The 24199-nt window shown below is 69.6% G+C and carries 18 protein-coding genes and 1 pseudogene; 9 read left to right on the forward strand and 10 right to left on the reverse strand.

The window, feature by feature from the left end:
* Window positions 1-426 precede the first annotated feature (426 nt).
* The 5 genes from OHA11_RS22720 to OHA11_RS22740 all read right to left on the reverse strand — a co-directional run bounded on the left by OHA11_RS22720 (window position 427) and on the right by OHA11_RS22740 (window position 4400).
* Complete coding sequence (locus tag OHA11_RS22720; protein ID WP_266499094.1) at window positions 427-690, reverse strand: hypothetical protein; 264 nt, start codon at window positions 688-690, stop codon at window positions 427-429.
* A gap of 145 nt (window positions 691-835) precedes the next feature.
* Window positions 836-1555, reverse strand: coding sequence for an ABC transporter permease (locus tag OHA11_RS22725; protein WP_266499095.1), 720 nt, complete (start codon window positions 1553-1555; stop codon window positions 836-838).
* Window positions 1556-1565: 10 nt separating this feature from the next.
* Window positions 1566-2477, reverse strand: a complete 912-nt coding sequence (locus tag OHA11_RS22730; RefSeq protein ID WP_266499097.1) for an ABC transporter ATP-binding protein — start codon at window positions 2475-2477, stop codon at window positions 1566-1568.
* Window positions 2474-3415, reverse strand: coding sequence for an ABC transporter permease subunit (locus OHA11_RS22735; protein WP_266499100.1), 942 nt, complete (start codon window positions 3413-3415; stop codon window positions 2474-2476). Before OHA11_RS22735 ends, OHA11_RS22730 begins: the two co-directional genes overlap by 4 nt.
* Entirely contained in the window at window positions 3405-4400 is a 996-nt protein-coding gene (locus tag OHA11_RS22740; protein WP_266507379.1) for an ABC transporter ATP-binding protein, read from the reverse strand. The genes OHA11_RS22735 and OHA11_RS22740 overlap by 11 nt, the downstream gene beginning before the upstream one ends.
* Before the next feature lie 409 nt (window positions 4401-4809).
* Here OHA11_RS22740 and OHA11_RS22745 point away from each other — a divergent pair, with 409 nt between their 5' ends.
* The 7 genes and pseudogenes from OHA11_RS22745 (at window position 4810) to OHA11_RS22775 (ending at window position 12010) form a co-directional block, all read left to right on the forward strand.
* Window positions 4810-5616 carry a M24 family metallopeptidase gene (locus OHA11_RS22745; protein ID WP_266507381.1) on the forward strand — a complete coding sequence of 269 codons (807 nt, stop codon included), beginning with the start codon at window positions 4810-4812 and terminating at the stop codon, window positions 5614-5616.
* Window positions 5616-7367 carry an SDR family oxidoreductase gene (locus OHA11_RS22750; RefSeq protein WP_266499102.1) on the forward strand — a complete coding sequence of 584 codons (1752 nt, stop codon included), beginning with the start codon at window positions 5616-5618 and terminating at the stop codon, window positions 7365-7367. The genes OHA11_RS22745 and OHA11_RS22750 overlap by 1 nt, the downstream gene beginning before the upstream one ends.
* Window positions 7364-8234, forward strand: a pseudogene (locus tag OHA11_RS22755) (metal-dependent hydrolase). Before OHA11_RS22750 ends, OHA11_RS22755 begins: the two are co-directional and overlap by 4 nt.
* Window positions 8235-8391: 157 nt before the next feature.
* Window positions 8392-9336 carry a MerR family transcriptional regulator gene (locus OHA11_RS22760; protein WP_266499103.1) on the forward strand — a complete coding sequence of 315 codons (945 nt, stop codon included), beginning with the start codon at window positions 8392-8394 and terminating at the stop codon, window positions 9334-9336.
* Window positions 9337-9458: 122 nt separating this feature from the next.
* Window positions 9459-10007, forward strand: a complete 549-nt coding sequence (locus OHA11_RS22765) for an RNA 2'-phosphotransferase (protein WP_266499104.1) — start codon at window positions 9459-9461, stop codon at window positions 10005-10007.
* A 94-nt stretch (window positions 10008-10101) separates the two neighbouring features.
* Window positions 10102-11016, forward strand: a complete 915-nt coding sequence (locus tag OHA11_RS22770; protein ID WP_266499106.1) for an LLM class flavin-dependent oxidoreductase — start codon at window positions 10102-10104, stop codon at window positions 11014-11016.
* A 124-nt stretch (window positions 11017-11140) separates the two neighbouring features.
* Window positions 11141-12010: a Cof-type HAD-IIB family hydrolase gene (locus OHA11_RS22775; protein ID WP_266499108.1), complete on the forward strand. Its 870-nt coding sequence runs from the start codon at window positions 11141-11143 to the stop codon at window positions 12008-12010.
* A gap of 218 nt (window positions 12011-12228) precedes the next feature.
* Here OHA11_RS22775 and OHA11_RS22780 read toward each other — a convergent pair whose 3' ends face one another.
* The 5 genes from OHA11_RS22780 to hisC form a co-directional block, all read right to left on the reverse strand.
* Complete coding sequence (locus OHA11_RS22780) at window positions 12229-13275, reverse strand: M23 family metallopeptidase (RefSeq protein ID WP_266499111.1); 1047 nt, start codon at window positions 13273-13275, stop codon at window positions 12229-12231.
* A gap of 475 nt (window positions 13276-13750) precedes the next feature.
* On the reverse strand, window positions 13751-17251 hold the full coding sequence (gene cydD / locus OHA11_RS22785) for a thiol reductant ABC exporter subunit CydD (protein WP_266499113.1): 3501 nt from the start codon (window positions 17249-17251) through the stop codon (window positions 13751-13753).
* A 125-nt stretch (window positions 17252-17376) separates the two neighbouring features.
* On the reverse strand, window positions 17377-18381 hold the full coding sequence (cydB, locus tag OHA11_RS22790; protein WP_266499115.1) for a cytochrome d ubiquinol oxidase subunit II: 1005 nt from the start codon (window positions 18379-18381) through the stop codon (window positions 17377-17379).
* A gap of 20 nt (window positions 18382-18401) precedes the next feature.
* Window positions 18402-19910 (reverse strand): cytochrome ubiquinol oxidase subunit I, encoded by a 1509-nt coding sequence (locus tag OHA11_RS22795; protein ID WP_266499117.1) that lies wholly within the window; start codon window positions 19908-19910, stop codon window positions 18402-18404.
* 234 nt (window positions 19911-20144) lie between these two features.
* A complete protein-coding gene (hisC, locus tag OHA11_RS22800; RefSeq protein WP_266499120.1) occupies window positions 20145-21227 on the reverse strand; it encodes a histidinol-phosphate transaminase in 1083 nt (360 codons plus the stop codon).
* Window positions 21228-21659: 432 nt separating this feature from the next.
* Here hisC and OHA11_RS22805 point away from each other — a divergent pair, with 432 nt between their 5' ends.
* Together OHA11_RS22805 and OHA11_RS22810 are read left to right on the forward strand one after the other, a co-directional pair.
* Complete coding sequence (locus OHA11_RS22805; RefSeq protein ID WP_266499123.1) at window positions 21660-22772, forward strand: LacI family DNA-binding transcriptional regulator; 1113 nt, start codon at window positions 21660-21662, stop codon at window positions 22770-22772.
* Between the two features lie 212 nt (window positions 22773-22984).
* A complete protein-coding gene (locus tag OHA11_RS22810; RefSeq protein ID WP_266499125.1) occupies window positions 22985-24190 on the forward strand; it encodes a metallophosphoesterase in 1206 nt (401 codons plus the stop codon).
* Window positions 24191-24199: the final 9 nt, after the last annotated feature.

Raw genomic sequence — 24199 nt, forward strand, 5'->3', positions numbered from 1 at the left:
CGGGTAACAGACTTGCAGGCCTGGGCATGGTCCGGGGTAGCGTGATTGCGTGATCTGGGACGCCGAATGTGGCGCCAGCGTGCGAGGCCCCTGCTCCACCGGAGAGATGGTTCAGGGCCTCCTCGTCGCCTCTGGCTGCGTTCGACAGGCCAGATCGCCAGGGACTCCGCCCGCCCGGCTCGGACCACGGACATGATCCGTGTCTCCGCCCGGGATGCGAAAGCGGATGACCAGTGCGCCCAAGACCGTTCGGGGTGTGCCAGCGAGGGGACACACTCCTGCTTGCTGCCAAGGAACGGTAACTACTCCGGAGCTCGCTATGAGCTTCTCTCCCAGACGTGGCGTCGCAGTCTGCGTGTGGGCACAACTCCCTGTGCTCGTACGCCGACCTCGACGCCACCTCTTTATAGAGGCACCCCAGAACGACTACCGGCGGCGCCACCTGCGACGCCGTGCCTTGCTGAAGAACCAGCCCGCGGGCGGCTCGTCCGAGCGCCAGGGCTGGGGATCCGGTCCGCCGTCGCGCCAGCGGGCCGCGAGCATCCGGGCACGCGCGGACGGCTCGGCCGTCTCGGCGGACCGTATGAAGTCGTCGTCCAGGACGAGCTCGTCCCAAGCGTCCTCGGACTCCCCCTGACCCTGACCGTCGCCGGGGCCCTGCCCGTCACTCCGCGGTGCCTGCCCTGCCATCCCCGTCCTCCTCGCTGTGCATCCCCTTGAGTAAGTGTGCCGTTCTGCGTGTAAAGCCGATCTCAAGATCAAAAAAGGCCCCACGCGCGCGTGCACCCGGAAAACGGTCACGCGCGCGTGGAGCCGCCCCGACTCCCTGGAGCGGTTACTCCTCGCCGGCCAGCGTCAGCGTCCGCAGCTTCTGCCCGGCGAACCAGGTGGCGGCGACGGTCACCACGACCAGCAGCACCGTCCCCGTGGTCAGCCCGACGTCCGACGTGACGAGGTCGCCACCGGACACCTTCTGGGCCACGGCGAGGGACCACTGCTGGACGCTGAGCGTGCGTGCCCCGGAGACCAGCGACCCGAAGAGGGTCTCCCACACGAGGGCGTAGACGAGTCCGAAGACGACCGCGTGCCGCGTGATGGTGCCCAGGAGCAGGAAGATCGCGGCGTACGCGATGGAGGCGACCAGGGCGGCCACCGTGTAGGCGACGGCGATCTGCTGGCCGTTGCCGTTGAGGATCATTCCCGCGAGGAACGTCGGGATCGCGGAGAACGCCATGGTGACGGCGATGGCGACGATCAGCTTGGTGAAGATGATCGTGGGGCGTTTGACCGGCTTGGCGAGCAGGTAGACGACCGATCCGTCGTCGATCTCGGGGCCGATGGCGCCGGTGCCCGCGATGACGCCGATGATGGGCACCATCGTGGCGAGCGCGAACCCGCCGAGGACGTCAGAGGCCACCTGGTCGTCGGCGCCCGTGAAGCCGCGTACGGCCACGGAGATGACGATCAGCAGGGCGGGCAGGGCGCCCAGGATGAGGGCCCGGCGGCGGCCGAGCAGGCCGCGGTAGGTGAGCCGGGCGACTGTGGGGTCGTACATCTTGGGCCTCCTACGCCGCGACGAGATACGAGAAGACGGACTCGAGGGACTCGTCGGACGGCGAGACCGTGAGCAGCCGGATGCCGTGGTCGCGGGCCACCCGCGGCAGCAGTGCCGTGAAGCGTGGGAAGTCGACGGCCTGGATGCGCAACGCGCCCTCCTGGAGGTCCACTTCGATGCCGGACGTCGACGGGTCGGCGATGAGCGCGGCCGCGAGGGCGCGGTCGTCGCTGGAACGCACGAGGTAGCGGTGCGGGCGGTCGATCATCAGGCGGCGGATCCGGCGGAAGTCGCCGCTCGCCGCGTGCCGTCCGGCGACGACCACCTCGATGTGCGAGGCGAGCTGCTCGACCTCTTCGAGGATGTGGGACGAGAAGAGGACCGTGCGGCCCTCGTCGCCCATGCGCCGCAGCAGGTCCATCAGCTGCATGCGCTGGCGCGGGTCCATGCCGTTGAAGGGCTCGTCGAGCAGCAGCAGGGAAGGGTTGTGGACGAGCGCCGAGGCCATCTTCACGCGCTGGCGCATGCCCTTGGAGTACGTGGAGATCTTGCGGTCCTGCGCGTACTCCATCTCGACCGTGGCGAGGGCCCGCTGGGCGGCCTTGTCGCCCAGGCCGTGCAACTCGGCGTTGGCGACGACGAATTCGCGGCCCGTGAGGAAGTCGTACATCCCCTCGCGCTCGGGGACGATGCCGATCTGCTTGTAGATCTCTTCGTTGCGCCAGGTCGGCTGGCCGTCGAGCGTGACGCTGCCCGTGGAGGGGGCCAGGAAGCCGCCCATCATGTTGATGAGGGTGGACTTTCCCGCGCCGTTCGGACCGAGCAGGCCGGTGACGCCGGGGCCGATCGTCATGGTGACGTCGTTGACGGCCACCACGTTGCCGAACCAGCGCGACACGTGGTCGATGGTGAGCGTGGTCACAGTCCGACCTTTCGGTAGCGGCGCATCAGGAGGCCGTAGCAGCCCGCGATGAGACCCAGGACGACGAGGAGGTAGATGACGCCCTGCCCGGACGAGGGGCCTTCCCCTCCGGGGAAGGCGGAGGTGGCGCCCAGGAAGGCCGTCTGCACTCCGTCGATGAGCGTGATGGGCGAGAAGAGCCCGAGCCACGGGACGGCTCCGCTACTGGACTGCTCGAAGGCGATGGCCTGGACGGTGGAGACGGCCCCGTAGGAGATGGTCAGCACGGCGATGATGGCGGCGACGCCGAAGCCGCGCCGGGGCGTGACCGCCGAGATGACCAGGCCGATGCCGGCGAAGAGGAGGGAGAGCAGCGCCACGGAGACAAGCCCTTGTGCGAAACCCTTGGTCTGGTCCGCGAAGTCGAGTTTGGCCAGCAGCGCACCCACGTACAGCACGAACAGCGGTGCGGCGGTAAGCAGGAACAGCGCCGAGGCCAGCGCCGCGTACTTGGCGCGTACGTAGTCGACGGCCTCGATGGGGCGCGAGAAGTAGAGCGGAACGGTCTTGAAGCGCAGGTCGCGGGAGACCGCCTGAGGTCCCTGGGAGGCGACGTACAGGCCGATGACGGCCTGCATGATGACCGCGTAGCGCGTGCAGTCGACAGGCAGGTCGTTCGCCTTGGTGGCGACGGCGACCGCGACCATGATCAGCGCGGGGACGCACATCACCACGAAGAGCAGCATCGGGAGCGCCTTCGACTTCACCGAGCGGCCGAGGCCGTAGGCGCCGCGCAGGGACTGGGAGTAGAGCGAACGGCGGGCGTACCCGCGGCCCAGGCGCGGGCCGTCGTAGTTGCGGTAGCCGATGTTGTGGATCCGGGTCTGCTCGCCCGCGCGAGCCGGGACCTGGGCTGTGGCCTGAGCCAAGGCCTGTCCCGAGGGCTGCTCAACCGCCATGACCGACCGCCTCCTTCCGCTGTTCGTCGCCGCCTTGGAGAGCCTGCGCGGCCTGCTCGTCGCTGTCCGCGAAGACCTCCGAGATGTGGTGCCTGCGCTGCTCCATGCGCACCAGGCCGAGGCCCAGGTCGGCGACGACGTCCCGTACGACGTCGTACGTCTCCTCGCCTTCCGCCGTGAGCAGGAGGATGTGGCCCGCGCCGGGCAGTCCGCTGTCGTCGTGGGTGTCGATCCCGCGCGCGTGGAACACGTCGCGCACCGCGCGGGTGCCGTCCGGGTGCTCGTCGGTGTCGGTGACCTCGATCGCGAGGGTCGCCGTGCTCTGCGTGAAGTCCGTGGTGGAGCTGGACCGCAGGAGCTTGCCGCCGTCGACCACGACGACGTGGTCGCAGGTGCGCTCCAGCTCGCCGAGGAGGTGCGAGGTGACCAGGACGGAGATGCCGAAGTCGGTGTGGATACGGCGGATCAGGCCGAGCATCTCGTCGCGGCCGACGGGATCCAGGCCGTTGGTCGGCTCGTCGAGGAAGACCAGTTGCGGGTCGTGGACCAGCGCCTGGGCGAGTTTCACTCGCTGTTTCATGCCCGTCGAGTAACCGCCGATCGGGCGGTAGCGCTCCTCGTAGAGGCCGACGTGGCGCAGCGTGTCCGCGGTGCGCTCGCGGGCCGCCGCCGGGGGCAGGCCGGACATGCGCGCCATGTGGACGACGAACTCGGTGGCGGAGACGTCGGGCGGCAGGCAGTCGTGCTCGGGCATGTAGCCGACCCGCTCACGGATGTCACCGCCCTTGGTGGCGACATCGAGTCCGAGCACTTCGGCACGGCCCTCGGTGGCCGGGGACAGACCCAGCAGGATCTTGATCAATGTGGACTTGCCGGCTCCGTTGGCTCCGACGAGTCCGGTCACACCGGGTCCGACGTCCACGGAGAGCCGGTCAAGAGCGGTCACCCTCGGGAACCGCTTGCTCAGGCTTTCGGTCGCGATCACAGTCACACCTCGAAGGTAGTGGCGCAGGCCACACTGGTCGTCAGACCTGGGAGCTGTATCGGCGTCCACCTCGGGTATTACGGGCCCGTAGGGGTCCCCCTGAGGTCGAACAACCGACGACGGACGGCCTGCATCAGGCGGGGGCCCGGCTCGGCCCGGTTGTCCCCATCAGGCAGGTCATGAGGCTGGTCATCGGGCCGGTTGTCCACATGGGCCCGGTTGTCCACAGGCCGCGCGCACGCCTATTGACGCAGCCTCCAGCAATTGTCACATTCATCAGTGTCACGTTGCGGGCGTGTACGGCAGTCGGCTTGGGACGGACGGTGGCATGACCTCGGCAGTGGCATCGGAAGCGGCTTCAGGGAATTCTTCGGGTCCCTCCGCAAGGGCGGGCGAACTCACCGCGGAACTGCGGGGGTTCAGAGAGGTACAGCGTCTCGCGTACGAGTGCGCGGAGGCGGTCGCGGCGCAGCTGAAGCCTGGTGTGACGGAGCGCGAGGCGGCGCGGATGCAGCGCGAGTGGCTGCGCGTGCGCGGAGTGCGGGACTGGTTCCATCTGCCCTTCGCCTGGTTCGGGGACCGTACGGCGTTCGTGGACTTCCGGATACCTCTGCAGTTCTTCCCCACCAACCGGCGTCTGGAGGCGGGGATGCCGTTCATCCTCGACCTGGCGCCGGTGTACAAGGGCTTCACCGCGGACATCGGGTACTCCGGCTCGCTGGGACCGAACCCGGTGCAGGACAGGCTTCTCGCCGACCTGGAGGCCCACCGCGAGCTGATCCTGCGCGAGGTGCGCGAGCGGCGCCCGCTGCGCGAGATCTACCAGGACGTGGACCGGCTCATGGTCCGCCAGGGCTACGCGAACCGGCATCGGGTGTATCCCTTCGGAGTCATCGCGCACAAGGTCGACCGGGTCAAGGAGCGGCGCTGGTCACCGCATCTGTTCGGGTTCGGCACGCAGTCGCTGAAGGGCCTGGCGAGCGACGCGGTCCACGGTCACCGTGACGGCTGGTCCCCGCTGTGGTCGCCGTACAGGTTCTCCGACCATCCTCCCCGCCCCGGTCTGTGGGCGGTCGAGCCGCACCTCGGATTCCGGGGTACGGGGGCGAAGTTCGAGGAGATCCTGGTGGTCACCGACTCCCAGGACCCCGGGCAGAGCGCGTTCTGGCTGGACGACGACCTGCCGCACATGTGGCGCTGGGCGGGGGACAAGTGATGCTCAAGGGCGCGCGCGAGCGCTGGGTGCGTACGGGCGGGGTCGAGCTGTGCGTCGCCGAGCTGGGCGACCCGGAACAGCCCACGGTGGTGCTCGTGCACGGCTTTCCGGACTCCAAGGAGGTGTGGTCCGAGGTCGCCGCGCGCCTCGCCGGGCGCTTCCATGTCGTGCTGTACGACGTGCGCGGTCACGGCAGGTCGACGGCGCCGCAGCCGCTGCGCGGCGGCTTCACCCTGGAGAAGCTGACGGACGACTTCCTGGCGGTCGCGGACGCGGTCAGCCCGGACCGTCCGGTCCATCTGGTGGGCCACGACTGGGGCTCGATCCAGGCCTGGGAGTTCACCACGGTCAAGCGCACCGAGGGGCGGATCGCCTCCTTCACGTCGATGTCGGGGCCGTCCCTCGACCACTTCGGGCACTGGATCAAGAAGCGCATGTCCCGCCCGACGCCCCGCAGGGTCGGTCAGCTGCTCGGCCAGAGCGCCAAGTCCTGGTACGTGTACCTGATGCACACCCCGGTGCTGCCCGAACTGGCCTGGCGCGGCCCCCTCGGCAAGCAGTGGCCGAAGATCCTCCGGCGGCTGGAGAAGGTCCCCGGGGACGGCTATCCGACCTCGTCGCTGCCCACGGACGCGGCGCGCGGCATCTGGCTGTACCGGGACAACGTACGGGCCCGGCTGCGCAGGCCGCGCCCCGATGCGTACGCACACGCGCCCGTGCAGCTCATCACGCCTCTGGGGGACGTGTTCCTGTCGGAGAAGATCTACGACGAGCTGGAGCTGTGGGCCCCGCAGCTGACGCGGCGCACCCTCCCGGCCAAGCACTGGATCCCACGCACCCGGCCGGACCAACTGGCCGCCTGGATCACCGAGTTCGTGACCGTCGCCGAGGGCGGGCGGACCGCACCGGCGGCGAGTGGTCCGTACGCCGACCGCTTCGCCGGGCAGTTGGTGCTGGTCACCGGTGCGGGCAGCGGTATCGGGCGGGCCACCGCCTTCGCGTTCGCCGAGGCCGGCGCGCGCGTGGTGGCCGTCGACCGGGACGCGGAGAGCGCGGCCCGCACCGCCGAGCCTTCCCGGCTCATCGGCGCCCCCCAGGCCTGGGCCGAGACGGTCGACGTCTCCGACGAGCAGGCCATGGAGAAGCTCGCCGAGAGGGTCGCCGCCGAGTACGGGGTGGTCGACGTCCTGGTGAACAACGCCGGGATCGGGCTGTCCGGTTCGTTCCTCGACACCACCGCGGAGGACTGGCGCAGTGTCCTCGACGTCAATCTGTGGGGCGTGATCCACGGCTGCCGCCTCTTCGGGAAGCAGATGGCCGAGCGCGGACAGGGCGGCCACATCGTCAACACCGCGTCGGCGGCCGCGTATCTGCCCTCCAGGACGCTGCCCGCCTACAGCACCTCGAAGGCGGCGGTGCTGATGCTCAGCGAGTGCCTGCGCGCCGAGCTGGCAGACCAGGGCATCGGCGTCTCGGCGATCTGTCCGGGCTTCATCAACACGAACATCACGTCGACCGCGCGTTTCACGGGGGTCGACGCCGACGAGGAGAAGCGGCGCCAGAAGAAGTCCGCGCGGCTGTACGGGCTGCGCAACTACCCGCCGGAGAAGGTCGCCGAGGCCGTGCTGCGCGCGGTCGTCCGCAACCAGGCCGTGGTGCTCGTGACCGCGGAGGCACGCGTCGGCCGTCTCCTGTCCCGCTTCGCGCCCAGGGCGCTGCGCGCGATCGCACGGATGGAGCCACCGCTGTGAGCGACCACTACGCGATCACGCCGCGGCGGGTGTCCTTCGACTGGGAGGAGACCCCGCTCCACTGGATACCGGACGAGCCGACCGCGACCCACGTCATCAACGTGCTGCATCTGCTGCTGCCGGCGGGGGAGCGGTGGTTCGTGAAGGTCTTCAAAAAGGGCCTGCCGCTGCTAGCGATCCACTCCATCCCCCGATCGGGTGATGATCGGACCATCGGCTTGCAAGGGAGGAGGCTTCCCCCCGGTAGCGTCGCTCGTGCGATCTGGTCGGCCGAACGGGGCGTCAGCGCGCGGGCCCCTGCTCCACCGGAGAGATGGATCAGGGCTTCCCGAGCGCCGCTTGCCGCGTTCACCGGGCCGGGTCGTGAGGGACCCCGCCCGGCCGAGACCGGAGCACGGACAGGATCCGTACCGCCGCGCGACTGCGAAAGCGGGCGACCAGTGCACCCAAGACCGTTCGGGGTGCGCCAGAAGTCAGGTTCGCGCCAGCCACTGCCCAGGAACGGTTCATGGGCCAGGAGGCCCCAACAGGGCAGAGACCTGCCCCCGTACGCCCGGCGGAACACGGGCATGGCGGTCCCCGCGTCCTTGACGCTATGCCTACGGACGCGGGGGCGCCGCAGATCTCATACGCCACGACCCTCGGCTGGCCGGGCGGCAGCGCTACTCGCTCGGCGCGCACAGTCTGGCGGTGCGCAAGGGACTGCTGCCCACGCGGAAGGAGCTCGGTTCGGCCGTACCGCGCCATCTGCGGCGCTCGTACCACCCCTCGCAGGAGGGGTCGATGCGCAGGGCGGTCGAGTACCTGGCGCGGTCGCCCGCGGCCCGGACGGCGGCGGGGGCGATCGGCAGGGCCGCGATCGGGTAGCGACGAGGGCTCGCGGGAGGACAGGGACCGCAGGGACTCCGGTAGGACAGGAGCCGTAGAGACCGTAGGACAGGGCCGTAGAGACTCGGCTCGGTAAGGCATGGGCCCGTAGAGACTCGGTAGGGCAGGGGCCGTAGGGATTCGGGAGGGCAGGACCGTGGAGGACGAGCCGGCCGGCGTCGCGTACCGGATCGAGGACCTGGCGCACCGCAGTGGTGCCACGGTCCGGACGATCCGTGCCTACCAGGACCGCGGGCTGCTCCCGCGGCCCGAGCGGCGTGGCCGCGCCAACGTGTACTCCGACGCCCATCTGGCCCGGCTGCGGCAGATCGCCGACCTGCTGGACCGCGGCTACACGCTGGCCTCGATCAAGGAACTCCTGGAGGCTTGGGACGCTGGCCGGGGCCTCGGCGGCGTGCTCGGCCTGGTCGCGGAGGTCGACGGGCCGTGGACGGACGAGGAGGCGGTCCGTATCTCGCGGGCCGAGCTGGAGGAGCGGTTCGGCGGCAGCCCGGACGACACGGCGGTGGCCGACGCCGTCGAGCTCGGGGTCCTCGAATACGTTCCGGGTAGCGAGGACATGTTCCTCGTGCCCAGCCCTCAAGAGCTGGCTGTGGCCGCCGAGTTGTACGAGGCGGGCGTCCCGCTGTCCGCGATCTCGGGCCATCTGCGGGAGTTGAGGGGCCAGGTGGAGCACATCGCCTCCCGCTTCCTGGAGTTCACGAGCGAGCACGTCTTCGCCCGCTATCTCGGCGAGCACCCGCCGACCGACGCGGACGCCGCCGAGGCGGCCGCGCTCGTACGACGGATGCGGCCGCTCGCGCGCCAGACGGTGGACGCCGAACTCGCCCGGGCCATGCGGCTGTTCGCGAACCTGCACCTGCGTCGGCACCTCGGTGCGGAGCAGCCCCCGGATCGTGCGGACGAGACGCGATCCGTGGCCGTCCCGGCGGAGACAATGGCCGCCGTGGAGAGGCTGGTCGGCTCGGAGAAGGCGGCCGAGTTCATCGCTCTGGCGGCTGAACGTGAGGTCCGGGCGCGGGCCATGGACACACTCGCCGCAAATCACACCAAGGAAGCCACAGTTGACAAAATACCCTAAAGCGTCGAGGAGTTGTCCACAGAATCTCCAACTGACCCTGTGGATAACGCACTTGGCTGTGGATCAAACCTTCACGACAAAATCAAATGCGTGATGAGCGTCTCGCCAGGCACTCTGGCGGGATGGACGAAAGACGCACCGTGAAGGTGTCGAAGTACCTCTCGAAGCACCTGCGGCATCAGCCCGAGCGGATCGGGCTGACGCTCGACGAGGGCGGCTGGGCCGAGATCGAAACGCTCATGGCCTCGGCGGCGGCACACGGCTTCACGTTCACCCGGGACGAGCTCGACCACGTGGTCGCCCACAACGACAAGCGGCGCTTCGCGATCGAGGGCACACGGATCCGCGCCAGCCAGGGGCACTCCGTCGAGGTCGACCTGGGCCTGGCGGCGGCGACCCCGCCCGCGTACCTCTACCACGGGACCGTCGCCCGCAGCCTGGACGCGATCCGCGCCGAGGGCCTGCGGCCGATGAACCGGCACGATGTGCACCTCTCGCCCGACCGCGAGACCGCGACCCGCGTCGGCGCCCGCCGCGGCCGACCCGTCGTACTCTCCGTGGACGCCGCCGCCATGCACCGCGACGGCCACGAGTTCCGGGTCAGCGCCAACGGGGTCTGGCTCACGACCGCCGTACCCCCGCGCTACCTGCGGTTTCCCGCCGAGCACTGACCGGGCGGGCGCGTTCTCCGCGGGCTTGCCGGGCCCGTCTCCCGCCGACCGGCCGTTTCGGATGTGCCCCTCGGCTGCGCTTAGGCTCTGCGGCATGAGTCTGCGCCTGAGCACCGTGATCCTGCCGTACCTCCGCTGGCACGAGGGAGGGCGTTCCGCATGGCAGCGCGCCGAGCAGCTCGGGTTCCACACCGCCTTCACGTACGACCATCTGTCGTGGCGGACGTTCCGCGAGGGGCCGTGGTACGGCGCCGTACCGACCCTCACGGCCGCCGCGGGAGCCACCGACCGGCTGCGCCTCGGCACGCTGGTGACCTCCCCGAACTTCCGGCATCCGGTGACCCTCGCCAAGGAGCTGATCGCGCTCGACGACATCTCCGGTGGCCGGATCACGCTGGGCATCGGCGCGGGCGGTTCCGGCTTCGACGCCACGACACTGCTGGAGAGCGGCGAGGAGCCGTGGACGCCGCGCGAGCGGGCCGACCGCTTCGGCGAGTTCGTACCGCTGCTCGACCGGCTGCTCACCGAGGACTCCGTTTCGTACGACGGCACGTTCTACTCGGCGCGCGAGGCCTACAACATCCCCGGCTGCGTCCAGCGCCCCCGGCTGCCCTTCGCGGTGGCCGCCACCGGGCCGCGCGGGCTGAAGCTCGCCGCCCGGCACGGGCAGGCGTGGGTGACGACAGGCGACCCGAAGCTGTTCGCGACAGGCACTCCCGAGCAGTCGGTTCAGGCCATTCGCGGACAGGTCGAGAAGCTGGCCGCCGCGTGCGAGACGGTCGGCCGCGACGTGAACGAGCTCGACAAGATCCTGCTCACCGGCTTCACCCCGGACCGCGCGCGTCCGCTGGAGTCCCTCGACGCGTTCGTCGACTTCGCCGGCCGGCACATGGAGCTGGGCTTCACCGACATCGTGATCCACTGGCCCGTCCCCGACTACCCGGACTTCGCCGCGGACGAGAAGGTCTTCGAGCACATCGCGATGGAGGCGGTCGGGCAGCTCGGCTGAGGCGTTTTTCGGTGGCCGGTTCCGACGGCTGCTCCGGTGCCTCAAAGTCGCAGGTGAAGGCATACGTCACTCAGATGTGCGGACCGCCGCACGCCCGTGCGCGCAGGTGCGGGAGAATGGCGGGGTGACCTCAGCGACCCGACGGCCCGGGAACCCGGCCTCCACCCTCCCGCCCCGGCTGATCGCCACGGACCTCGACGGCACCCTGCTGCGCGACGACAAGTCCGTCTCACCGCGCACGGTCGCCGCGCTGGCCGCCGCCGAGGAGGCCGGTATCGAGGTCTTCTTCGTGACCGGCCGCCCCGCCCGCTGGATGGACGTCGTCAGCGACCACGTCCACGGTCATGGCCTGGCCATCTGCGGGAACGGCGCCGCCGTGGTCGACCTGCACGGCGGCCCCGGCACCCACCGCTTCGTCAAGGTCCGGGAGCTCGCGCGGGAGAACGCGCTCGACGCGGTGCGGCTGCTCCGTGACGCCGCACCGGGGACCGTGTTCGCCATCGAGCAGACGTACGGCTTCTACCAGGAGCCGGCGTATCCGAAGCTGCACATGGAGACCCCCGACACCCTCGCGCCCGCCGAGAAACTCCTGGCGCCGGACGCACCCGGTGCCGATGAGCCCGTGCTCAAGATCCTCGCCTTCCACCACGAGATCGCCCCGGACGACTTCCTCATGACGGCCCGCCTGGCCATCGGCGACCGGGCCGACGTCACCCGCTCCAGCCCCAGCGCGCTCCTGGAGATCAGCGGCCCCGGCGTCTCCAAGGCCAGCACGCTCGCGCTGTGCTGCGCCGAGCGCGGCATCTCGCAGGAGGAGGTCGTCGCCTTCGGCGACATGCCCAATGACGTGGAGATGCTCACCTGGGCAGGCACGTCGTACGCGATGGGCAACGCGCACCCCGACGTGATCGCGGCCGCCTCCGGGCGCACGGTCGCCAACAACGAGGACGGGGTGGCCGTCGTGATCGAGCGGATGCTCGCGGAACGCGGGTAGGAGGACGCCAGTAGCGGGACGCCGGTAGCGAAGCGGGCGGATTCTCGCGGAACGCCGGTAAGTGAGCGGAACGCAGGTAGCGAGCCGAGCGCCGGTAGCGGAGCGGACCCTCGCGGAGCACCGGTAAGGGACGCCTTCCTGGCGCCCGCCCCTTACCGGCCGCCCCCACCCTTTACTGGCCCCTCTCCTTGCCTACTGGCCCTCTCCTTGGACCCCGTTCACAGCCGAACCCCCCGCGCGGCCAGCCACTTCCGCGGATCGACCCCCGATCCCAGCTGCGGCGTCAGACGCACCTCGAAGTGCAGATGCGGCCCGGTCGAGTTGCCGGTCGTGCCCGCCTGGCCGATCCACTGCCCCACGGCCACCCGCTCCCCCTGGCTCACAGTGACGGCGGCCAGGTGGGCGTACTGCGTGTAGTAGCCCCCCGCGTGTTTCACCACGATCTCGATGCCGAACGCGCCGCCGCAGGACACCTTCACCACACGTCCCGCGCCCGCCGACCGCACCGGCGTGCCGATGTCCACCGCGAAGTCCTGCCCGGTGTGCCGTCTCGCCCAGCGATCACCGCCTCTGCCGAAGCCCGAAGAGAGTTCGTACGTCTCCACCGGCGCGACCCACGGCTGTGTGAAGCCCGTTCGCGGCTGGTCGAGCCGGACGGGGCCCCGGCAGGCGCCGGCGGCGACCGAGGCGTCCGCCTGCCCCTGGAGCGTCCACTGTGCCTCTTCGAGCTTCTGCTCGATCCCCCGCTTGATCTCGCCGAGTTCGCCGTTGCGCCGCTCCAGGGCCCGCCAGGCGGACGCCGCCCTCGCCTCGTCGGCGACGAGCCGTGCCTCGGCCCTGCGGCTCTTGGTGACGGCGTTGTTGACCGCCAGATCCGCCTGCCAGACGGCACGCTGACCGCGCATGAGTTCCTCGGGGCTGTCCGCGAGCAGCATCTGCGCGGTGTGCGGGAGGCCGCCGCCGCTGCGGTACTGGGCGCGCGCGATCCGGCCGAGGTCCCCGTGCAGCGCGGCGATGTCCTGTCGCTCCCGCGCGAGGAGCCGCTCCAGCCGCTTTGCCCGGCCCCGCTGCACGTCGGCCTCCCGGCGCCCCGCCTCGTACTGCCGCGTCGCCACGGCCGCTTCCTCGTACAACCGCACCACGTCGGCGCTCAGGCCGCCCGGGCCCTCGGTGTCTCCCATGGCCGCCGTGGGCCGGGCCACCAGAACGGCCGACGCGCACAGCAGCACCGGGACAAGCAGGGGATGGCGACGACGTGAACGCATGACACGGATCGTGTCGCGTGGGAGCGGCTCCGGTCCTGTTCAAGTCGTACACCTGGGGGACCGGTTGTCCCGAATGGACCACTTCCATGGGCCGAACAGGGGTCTGGCCCGGGAGATTCCGGCGGGCCGTCTTGCGAGGCTGTTCGCACCGGCCGACGGCACCGCCCGAGTCCGTCGCGCACGGCGACATACTGCCGACTTCGATCCGTACGGCCTCAGCGCCATGCTGCCGAGTTCGCTCCACACAGCCTCGGCGACATACCGCCGAGTTCGTTCCAATTGGCATGCCACGAGCACAATTAGCCCTTTTTGGGAGGGAAAGTCGAACCCTTCGAGCTGAGGCCTACGACCAACCGCTAAGAGGCGAGCGGACTCACTCACAACGGGCACAAACGCCCGCTTTTAGGGGCCCGGGGAACTGCGCGACCAGCCCCCACCCACCCGCACGTGGCACACAAGCTGCGGCAGCCAGCCCTTACCGCACAGCAACCAACCCCTCCGTCCGACTCTCCCGCTCGACCATCCCCCGCAGCGCCCCTTCCGCACGTGCCAGCTCCCCAAAAGCCCCCCGCTGCACCACACACCCGTCATCCAGCACGATCACCTCGTCGACCGCCTCAAGCCCCGCCAGCCGGTGCGTGATCAGCAACGTCGTACGCCCCTCGGTCGCGGCCAGCAGATCAGTGGTGAGCGCATCGGCGGTCGCCAGGTCAAGATGCTCCGCGGGTTCATCGAGAACGAGCACGGGAAAGTCCGCGAGCAACGCCCGCGCCAACGCGAGCCGCTGCTGCTGTCCCCCGGACAACCGTGCCCCGTGCTCCCCGATCAACGTGTCCAGTCCATCGGGCAGCCCGTCGACCCAGTCGAGCAGCCGCACCCGCCCCAGCACGTCCCGCAGCGCGGAATCGGTGGCGCCCTTCCGTGCGAGCAGCAGGTTCTCCCGCACCGAACTGTCGAAGAGATGCGCGTCCTGCGCGCACAGCCCGACCAGCCTCCGTACGTCGTCACCGTCCATGCCGTACGCGTCCACGCCGCCCAGGGTGTACGTCCCCGCCCCCGCGTCCAGGAACCGCAGCAACACCTGCGCGAGCGTCGTCTTGCCGGACCCGGACGTCCCCACGACGGCGGTCCGGCGCCCGCGTTCGAGCGTCAGATCCACTCCGGCGAGCGCGTCCCGGTCCTGCCCCGCGTGGCGGGCTGCCAAGCCCTTCACCACGACGGGGAACGGCGACTCGGGCGCCTCCAGCGGCCGTTCCGGTTCGCGTACGGGCTCGGGCGCGTCCAGGACCTCGTACACGCGCTCCGCGCTCTTGCGTACTCGCTGGCGGTGCTGGACCGCGAGCGGCAGCCCCAGGACGGCCTCGAAGGCGGCGAGGGGGGTGAGGACGACGACGGCCATCGCCACGCCGCTGAGCCGCCCGTCGAGGACCGCCTGGGCGCCGACGAGGGAGGTGGCCGCGACGGTGAGTCCTGAGACCAGCGCGATGAGTCCGTCGCCGAGCGCGGTGGCGGTGGCGGCGCGTGAGGCGATGCGGGTCAGCTCGCCGTCGGCCCGCCGCACCTCGGCGGTGCGCGCGGGCAGCGCACCCGCGACCGTCAACTCGGCCGTCCCCGTGAGGAGATCGGCCACCCGGGTCGCCAGCACACCGCGAGCGGGGGCCAGCCGGCGCTCCGCACGGTGTGCGACGGCACCGGTCACCAGCGGGACGCCCACCCCGGCGGCCAGCAGCCCGACCGCGAGAGCCGCACCGGCCTCCGGCAGCAGCCAGGCCGTGAAGCCGACGGAGCCGGCGGACACGAGGGCGGCGGCCGCGGCGGGCAGCAGCCAGCGCAGCCAGTAGTCCTGCAACGTGTCGACGTCGGCGACGAGTCGCGAGAGCAGATCACCGCGGCGAGCGGTACGCAGCCCGGCGGGCGCGAGCCGTTCGAGGCGCCGGTACACGGCGACCCGCGTGTCGGCGAGCATTCGCAGCACCGCGTCGTGCGACACGAGCCGCTCGGCGTACCGGAAGACGGCCCGCCCGATCCCGAACGCCCGCGTGGCCGTCACGGCGACCATCAGATACAGCACGGGCGGCTGCTGGGAGGCCCTGGAGATCAACCAGCCGGAGGTGGCCATGAGGCCGACGGCACTTCCGAGCGCGAGACTGCCGAGCAGGAGGGCAAGCACCAGCCGCCCACGCCGAGGCCCGGCCATGGCACGCACCCGCGCGAGTACCCGTTCCCGCCCCCGCGGGAGCACGGTCGCCTCTTCCTCGCCGCCCTCAGGCTCCGCGGCCACCACGTCGGAGCGAAGCTCCTTTCCGCCCTCGGAGCCCACGGGCCCGTCCACCCCGACCGGCGCCTCCGGCTCCAGCCTCACCACCCGGTCCGCCACGTCCAGTAGGGCCGGCCGGTGAACGACGAGCAGCACGGTGCGCCCCACCGCCAGGCGCCGGACCGCCTCCACGACCTCGGCTTCGGTCGCCCCGTCCAGTGACGCCGTCGGCTCGTCGAGCAGCAGTACCGGCCGGTCCGCGAGGAACGCTCGCGCCAGAGCGAGCCGTTGACGCTGCCCGGCGGACAGCCCGGCGCCTTCCTCACCGAGTACCGTCCGCACACCGTCGGGCAGCGCGTCCACGAATTCGAGGGCCCCCGCATCGGCCAGCGCCTGCCGCACCGCGGAGTCATCGGCGTCCGGCCGCCCCAGCCGTACGTTCTCGGCGACGGACCCGGCGTACAGATGAGGCCGCTGCGGCACCCAGGCAACCTGTGACCGCCACTCCTCCAGGGAGGTCTCGGTGAGATCGGCTCCCCCGATACGCACCCGCCCCGCGGTGGGTGCCACGAATCCCAACAGCACGTTCAGGAGCGTCGACTTACCCACTCCACTGGGCCCGACGAGCGCAACCGTCTCGCCCGGCTCGACCGCGAAGGACGCACCCGACACCGCGTCAGAGGACCGCCCGGGGTACCGGACCGTCACCCCTTCGAAGCGCACGCCTCCGGAGGACGGCACAGCACCTGTCCCCGGCGTCGGCACCGGTGTTTCCAGGACCGAGAAGATCTCCTCGGCGGCGGACAGCCCCTCCGCCGCCGCGTGATACTGCGCCCCCACCTGCCGCAGCGGCAGATAGGCCTCGGGTGCGAGAACGAGGACGACCAGACCGTCGTACAACGCCATCTCGCCGTGGACGAGCCGCATCCCGATGGTCACCGCGACCAGAGCGACCGAGATCGTGGCGAGCAACTCCAGCGCGAAGGACGAGATGAAGGCGATCCGCAGGGTCCGCATGGTCGCCTGCCGGTACTCCCCGGTGATCCGGCGGATCGACTCGGCCTGCGCCTTGGCCCGCCCGAACACCTTGAGCGTGGGAAGTCCCGCGACCACGTCCAGGAAGTGGCCCGAGAGCCGTGACAGCATCCGCCACTGACGGTCCATCTGGGACTGGGTGACCCAGCCGATCAGCATCATGAAGATCGGGATGAGGGGGAGGGTGCCGACGATGATCGCCGCCGACACCCAGTCCTCGGTGACGATCCTCGCGAGCACCGCCACCGGCACGACCACCGCGAGGCCCAGCTGCGGCAGATAGCGCGAGAAGTAGTCGTCCAGGGCATCGACCCCGCGGGTGGCGAGTGCCACCAGCGAACCCGTCCGCTGTCCACTCAGCCAGCCCGGGCCCAGCTCACCGGCACGCTCCAGCAACCGCCTCCGCAGCTCCGACTTGACCGCCGCGCTCGCCCGGTGCGCGGCGAGTTCGGTGAGCCAGGAGACGAGCGCTCGGCTGCTCGCTACGGCCACCAACAGCAGGAGCGGGGTGCGGAGTTCAGCAACCGACAGTTCATGCTGGAAGGCGCCGACCACCACTTCGGCGATGAGCATCGCCTGGGCGATGACCAGCGCGGCACCCGCAACTCCCAGCCCGACGACCGCCATCAGGAACAGCCGGGTGGCGCGGGCGTATCGCAGCAGTCGCGGGTCGATTGGTTTCACGTGAAACACACCCTTGGGTCAAGCAGGTGTGTTTCACGTGAAACACACCCTCTTCTCATTGGGCATGTTTCACGTGAAACATACCCTTGGAGTCTCGGTCTCACTGCGCCGCTGAAAGATCGGCCTCAGTGCGCTGCCTCGGCGATGTGCTGCGTACCGATCCGCTTGCGGAACACCCAGTACGTCCAGCCCTGGTAAAGCATCACCACTGGCGTCGCGATCACCGCACACCAGGTCATGATCTTCAGCGTGTAGGGGCTCGACGAGGCGTTGGTGACCGTCAGGCTCCATTCGTCATTGAGCGAGGACGGCATGACGTTCGGGAAGAGCGACAGGAAGAGCATCGCGACGGCGGCGACGATGGTGAGGCCCGACAGAGCGAACGCCCAGCCCTCACGCCCGGCCTGATTCGCCCCGATCGCCGCGACCAGGGCGACGACCGCCACGACCAGCGCGGCCAGGCTCTCGCCGTCACCGTTGTCGGCCTGGGTCCAGAGCAGGAAGACCAGCGCGAGCACAGCCGTCACCAGACCGAGCCCGAGCGCCAGCTTCCTGGCGCGCTCCCGGATGTCGCCCAGGGTCTTGAGCGCCGCGAAAACCGCCCCGTGAAAGGTGAACAGGGTCAGCGTCACCAGGCCGCCCAGAATGGCGTACGGGTTGAGCAGGTCCCCGAGGTTGCCCACGTACTCGAAGTCCTGGTCGATCTTCACGCCCCGCACGATGTTGGCGAAGGCCACACCCCACAGGAACGCCGGGAGCAGCGAGGTCCAGAAGATCGCGTTCTCCCAGTTGCGCTGCCACTGCTCCTCGGGCCGCTTCGCCCGGTACTCGAAGGCGACTCCGCGCACGATCAGGCAGACCAGGATGAGCAGCAGCGGCAGGTAGAAGCCGGAGAAGAGCGTGGCGTACCACTCGGGGAAGGCGGCGAAGGTCGCGCCGCCCGCCGAGAGCAGCCAGACCTCGTTGCCGTCCCAGACCGGCCCGATGGTGTTGATCAGCACCCGCTTCTCGGTCCGGTTCCGGGCGAGCAGCTTGGTGAGGACGCCGATCCCGAAGTCGAAGCCCTCCAGGAAGAAGTAGCCGGTCCACAGGACGGCGATGAGGACGAACCAGACGTCGTGAAGTTCCATGACTCAGCAGCTCCCTGGGCCTAGTACGAGAAGGCCATCGGCTTGTCGGCGTCCCGGGGGTCGCCGCCGATCTTCGTGGGCGGATTGAGGTCGGCCTCGGTGAGCTCGGGCGGTCCGGCCTTGACGTACTTCACGAGCAGCTTGACCTCGATGACGGCGAGGATCGCGTAGAGCGCGGTGAAGACGATCATCGAGGTGAGGATCTCGCCCTGCGAGACGCCGGGGGAGACCGCGTCGCGAGTCTGGAGCACGCCGTAGACGACCCACGGCTGACGGCCCATCTCGGTGAAGATCCAGCCCCACGAGTTGGCGATGAGCGGGAAGCCCAGAGTCAGGATCGCGATGCGCCAGTACCACTTGGTGAGCGTCGGGCCGAGAGCCTTGTTCTTGAAGAGCACCACGTGCGGCACTTCATCGTCGCCGACCCGCAGATGCCGCCCCAGCATGAACTTCTTCCTGGTCAGCCAGAGTCCGGCCAGACCGATGGCGAAGGACGTCATGCCGAAGCCGATCATCCAGCGGAATCCCCAGTAGGCGACGGGGATGTTGGGCCGGTAGTCGCCGGGCCCGAACCGCTCCTGCTCGGACTTGTTGACGTCGTTGATACCGGGGACGTACGAAGTGAAGTCGTCCTTGGCCAGGAAGGACAGGAGTCCTGGGATCTCTATGGCGACCTTGTTGTGGCCGGCGTCGACGTCCCCGTAGGCGAAGACGGAGAAGGGAGCGGGAGCCTCGCCGTCCCACAGCGCCTCGGCCGCGGCCATCTTCATTGGCTGCTGCTCGTACATGATCTTGCCGAGCGTGTCACCGCTGAGCGCGGTGAGCATGCCGCCGGCGACCACGGTGACGAGGCCGAGGCGCAGCGAGGTCTTCATCACGGGGATGTGGTTCTTGCGGACCAGGTGGAAGGCGGCGATGCCGACCATGAAGGCGCCGCCCGTGAGGAAGGCCGCGGAGAGGGTGTGGAAGGCCTGGGCGAGCGCCGTGTTCTGGGTCAGGACCAGCCAGAAGTCGGTGAGTTCGGCACGGCCCTTCTGCTCGTTGATCCGGTAGCCGACGGGGTGCTGCATCCACGAGTTGGCCGCGAGGATGAAGTACGCCGACAGGATCGTGCCGATCGAGACCATCCAGATGCAGGCCAGGTGGATCTTCTTGGGCAGCTTGTCCCAGCCGAAGATCCACAGGCCGATGAAGGTGGACTCGAAGAAGAAGGCGATCAGCGCCTCGAAGGCGAGGGGGGCGCCGAAGACGTCACCGACGAAGCGCGAGTAGTCGGACCAGTTCATACCGAACTGGAACTCCTGCACGATGCCCGTGACGACGCCCATCGCGATGTTGATCAGGAAGAGCTTGCCCCAGAACTTCGTCGCTTTGAGGTACTTCTCGTTCTCCGTCCGCACCCAGGCGGTCTGCAGGCCGGCGGTGAGCGCGGCGAGCGAGATCGTGAGGGGGACGAAGAGGAAGTGGTAGACGGTGGTGATGCCGAACTGCCATCGCGCCAGTGTCTCCGGCGCCAAAGCCAATTCCACGTCGTCATCTCCTTACATCGCCGAAGCGTCGGCGCCAGTTTGTCCCGCTTGTCGCAGACATCACGGGATCAAATGGACACGCTTGTGAACGCGTTCACATTCACAAGCAATTATGACGCATGGCCGTTCGACGATTGACACGAGGGGGGTGCCGGATCGGTCACACAGGCCTTCGGCTCGACAGGACCGCCAGAACCGCCAGGCTCGACCGCAGGCCGGCACCCCGCCAACCAGCTAGAGCTCCTTGTGGAACGTCTCGGCCGTCTTGAGGAAGATGTCGTTCGCCTCGGTCTCGCCCACCGTGACCCGAACCCCCTCGCCGGCGAACGGCCGCACGACGACCCCGGCCTGCTCGCAGACCGACGCGAAGTCGAGCGTGCGCTCACCGAGCCGCAGCCACACGAAGTTCGCCTGGGTCTCCGGCACCGTCCAGCCCTGCCCGCGCAGCGTCTCGACCACACGGGCGCGCTCGGACACCAACGCACCCACCCGGCCGAGCAGCTCGTCCTCGGCCCGCAGCGAGGCCACCGCCGCGTCCTGCGCGAGCTGGCTCACCCCGAAGGGCACGGCCGTCTTGCGCAGCGCCGCCGCGACCGGCTCATGGGCGATCGCGAAACCGACCCGCAGCCCGGCCAGTCCGTACGCCTTGGAGAACGTACGCAGCACGCACACGTTCGGCCGCTCGCGGTAGAGCTCGACACCGTCCGGCACCTCGGAATCGCGGATGAACTCGCGGTAGGCCTCGTCGAGGACCACGAGGACATCGCCCGGCACCCGGTCGAGGAACCGTTCCAGCTCGGCCCGGCGCACCACGGTGCCCGTGGGGTTGTTGGGGTTGCAGACGAAGATCAGCCGGGTTCGGTCGGTGATCGCGTCGGCCATCGCGTCGAGATCGTGCACGTCCCCCGGCGTCAGCGGCACCCGCACGGAGGTCGCCCCGCTGATCTGGGTGATGATCGGGTACGCCTCGAAGGACCGCCAGGCGTAGATCACCTCGTCGCCCGGCCCCGAGGTCGCCTGGAGCAGCTGCTGGGCGACACCGACCGAACCGGTGCCGGTGGCCAGATGCGCGAGCGGCACACCGAAGCGGTCCGCCAGTTCGTTCATCAGCCCCGTGCACGCCATGTCGGGGTAGCGGTTGAAGGCACCGGCCGCCGAGACGACGCTCTCCATCACACCCGGCAGCGGCGGATAGGGGTTCTCGTTGGAGGACAGCTTGTACGCCACCGGACCGTCCGCCGACGCGGCGGGCCTCCCCGGCTTGTACGTGGGGATACCCTCCAGCTCGGCACGCAGCTTCGGGCTCGTCTCGCTCACCGCAGTCCTCCTCGTGACCGTCTCCGGCTCATGACCACCACCGGCTACCAATGCTCCTCACCTTAAGAGGATTCAGCTCCGTTGCGTATGGCCCGGGACCAACCGCCTCAGCGGCACCGGGCAGCCGCGTACGCACTCCCGGGCATCACCGCACGAAGGCATACGAAAGAGGGGGCGCACTGTCTACCGAAGCCCGCGCCGGTGGCTCACGCCGTGGCGCGCATCCCTCGTGAAGGTGAGTTGAGACCTCTTCGAAACATGGCCCATTTGGCAGGCCCATACGCGCCGACAAGTGACGTACTGCCATCGAAACGGTCAACTCCCTTTTCTTCCAAGGCACTTGACCGTTGATGACCTTGCAGAAACGTGCCTGTCAACCCGTGCATATGCGTCCGCACTACCCCACCTCATGAGCCCTACTATCGGCTCGCCATGACAGCAGCAGGGAAGCACCAGGTGAGCCGGTCGGAAACCTCCCGCCGAGGAAGCCGGCCGGGCCGGGCGGGCATCAGAGACGTGGCGGCGGCCGCCGGAGTCTCCATCACGACCGTGTCCGACGCGCTCAACGGCAAGGGGCGGCTCCCGGACGCCACCCGACGCCATGTCCGCGAGGTCGCCGACCGGCTGGGCTATCGCCCCTCGGCCGCGGCCCGAACCCTCCGTACCGGAAAGTCCGGCCTCATCGGCCTGACGGTGACGACCTACGGGGATGAACCTTTCACCTTCACGGAGTTCGCGTACTTCGCGGAGATGGCCAGAGCCGCCACCTCGGCCGCGCTCGCCCGGGGCTATGCCCTGGTCATCCTCCCCGCGACCTCGCGCCACGACGTGTGGTCGAACGTGGCCCTGGACGGGACGGTCGTCATCGACCCGTCCGACCAGGACCCGGTCGTCAGCGAACTGGTCCGCCAGGGCCTGCCGGTGGTCTCCGACGGCCGCCCGGCCGGCACGCTGCCGGTGACCGCCTGGGTGGACAACGACCACGAAGCCGCGGTCCTGGGCATCCTCGACCACTTGGCCGACGCCGGCGCCCGCCGGATCGGCCTGCTCACGGGGACGACCACGGACACGTACACCCATCTGTCCACGACCGCGTACCTGCGCTGGTGCGAGCGCGTGGGACAGGATCCGGTGTACGAGGCCTATCCCGCGCACGATCCGTGTGCGGGGGCCGTCGCCGCCGACCGGCTCCTCGCCCGGCCCGACCGGCCCGACGCCGTCTACGGGCTGTTCGACCCGAACGGCACCGACCTCCTCGCGGCGGCCCGCCGCTACGGACTGCGCGTACCGGACGACCTGCTTCTCGTCTGCTGCAGCGAGTCCACCGTCTACGCCAGCACCGAGCCGCCCGTCACGACGCTCTCGCTCAAACCGCGTCGCATCGGCACGGCCGTGGTCCAGCTCCTCATCGACGCCATCGAGGGGGTCGAATCGGACCAACCGGTCGAGCAGGTGATACCGACCGAGCTGATCGTGCGCACTTCCTCCCAGCGACGGCCGCCGCGGACGACCGTCAGCCCGCCCCGATCACCGGAGGAAGGCTGACCTCCGGATGGCCTCCGGGCAAATCCGGCGCGGAAAGCACCTCCCAATTCGGGAGAAAACCACGGTGAACTGGGGTTCTGCTCCGATTCACCACCCCTGGGTCATCACATGGCGCGATCCGCATTCCTATGATGGGCGGACGACACCGCGGGCCGCTGCGACCAGGCAGTCCGACGCGGTGCAGATGCGGCGCGATGGTGGTGGAGGGGTCGATGACTCAGGGGGCCGGTCAGGGACCCGAGATGCGTACGCCGACGGTGCGCGACTTCCGCGTGCCGGCATACGTCCACGAGGCCGGTCCGTACACACAGTCCCCCGGCCCGTACGCGCGGTCCGGCGAGGTGTACGACCAGGCCGCCGAGCCGTACGACCAGGCCCGGGACCAGTCCGCCAGTCCCTACGCCGAGGCCGCCGGCCAGTACGGTCGGCCCGGCCCCTATGCGCAGCAGACACCGCCCGGCGAGGACGCCGGACCGGTGGCCGCCGAGCCGGAGGGCTACACACCGACGCAGCGCGATCTGCCGGTCATCAATCGCGGTGACACCCTTCAGGTGACGGTCGACCCCGAGGCCGGACAGATCCTCCAGTCCGACGAGGGGCCGGGACCGCTGTACGTCGTCGGTGACGTCCACGGTTATCTCGACGAGCTCGTCGCCGCGCTGCGGGAGAAGGGCCTCATCGACATCGACGGCAGTTGGGCGGCGGGGACCTCGCGGCTGTGGTTCCTTGGCGACTTCACCGACCGCGGGCCCGACGGCATCGGCGTCATCGACCTCGTGATGCGGCTGTCCGCGGAGGCCGCCGCGGCCGGCGGCTACTGCAAGGCGCTGATGGGCAACCATGAGCTGCTGCTGCTCGGCGCCAAGCGGTTCGGGGACATCCCCGTCAACTCCGGCGCGGGAACGGCCACCTTCCAGGCCGCCTGGCTGCTCAACGGCGGCCAGAAGACCGACATGGAGCGCCTCCAGGACCACCATCTGCAGTGGATGGCCCGCCTCGACGCCATGGAGATGGCGGACGGGCATCTCCTGGTCCACTCCGACACGACGGCCTATCTCGACTACGGCGACTCCATCGAAGCGGTCAACGACACCGTCCGCGAAACGCTCACCCGCAATGACGCGGACGAGTGCTGGGACCTCTTCCGCAAGTTCACCAAGCGCTTCGCCTTCCGCGACGACGGGGGTGCGCAGGCGGTGCGCTCCTTGCTGGACATGTACGGCGGTTCACGCATCGTCCATGGTCACAGCCCCATTCCGTACCTCCTGGGCGAGGTCGGCTCGGAGGAAGGGGAGAATTCCCCGAACCCCGTTGTCGAAAAGCCGCATGTGTACGCCGACGGGCTCGCCATCGCCATGGACGGAGGCGTGACCATGGCCGGAAAGCTGCTGGTCCAGCAACTTCCCCTGGATGGCTGAGCCTTCATC

Origin of the sequence: Streptomyces sp. NBC_00878 (assembly GCF_026341515.1) — a bacterium.
Lineage (GTDB): Bacteria > Actinomycetota > Actinomycetes > Streptomycetales > Streptomycetaceae > Streptomyces.

Excerpts from the sequence above, each read along its gene's own strand:
- OHA11_RS22720 (WP_266499094.1), bottom strand. The coding sequence starts at position 690 with ATGGCAGGGCAGGCACCGCGGAGTGACGGGCAGGGCCCCGGCGACGGT.
- OHA11_RS22725 (WP_266499095.1), bottom strand. The coding sequence starts at position 1,555 with ATGTACGACCCCACAGTCGCCCGGCTCACCTACCGCGGCCTGCTCGGC.
- OHA11_RS22735 (WP_266499100.1), bottom strand. The coding sequence starts at position 3,415 with ATGGCGGTTGAGCAGCCCTCGGGACAGGCCTTGGCTCAGGCCACAGCC.
- OHA11_RS22750 (WP_266499102.1), top strand. The coding sequence starts at position 5,616 with ATGCTCAAGGGCGCGCGCGAGCGCTGGGTGCGTACGGGCGGGGTCGAG.
- OHA11_RS22765 (WP_266499104.1), top strand. The coding sequence starts at position 9,459 with ATGGACGAAAGACGCACCGTGAAGGTGTCGAAGTACCTCTCGAAGCAC.
- OHA11_RS22770 (WP_266499106.1), top strand. The coding sequence starts at position 10,102 with ATGAGTCTGCGCCTGAGCACCGTGATCCTGCCGTACCTCCGCTGGCAC.
- OHA11_RS22780 (WP_266499111.1), bottom strand. The coding sequence starts at position 13,275 with ATGCGTTCACGTCGTCGCCATCCCCTGCTTGTCCCGGTGCTGCTGTGC.
- cydB (WP_266499115.1), bottom strand. The coding sequence starts at position 18,381 with ATGGAACTTCACGACGTCTGGTTCGTCCTCATCGCCGTCCTGTGGACC.
- OHA11_RS22805 (WP_266499123.1), top strand. The coding sequence starts at position 21,660 with ATGACAGCAGCAGGGAAGCACCAGGTGAGCCGGTCGGAAACCTCCCGC.
- OHA11_RS22810 (WP_266499125.1), top strand. The coding sequence starts at position 22,985 with ATGACTCAGGGGGCCGGTCAGGGACCCGAGATGCGTACGCCGACGGTG.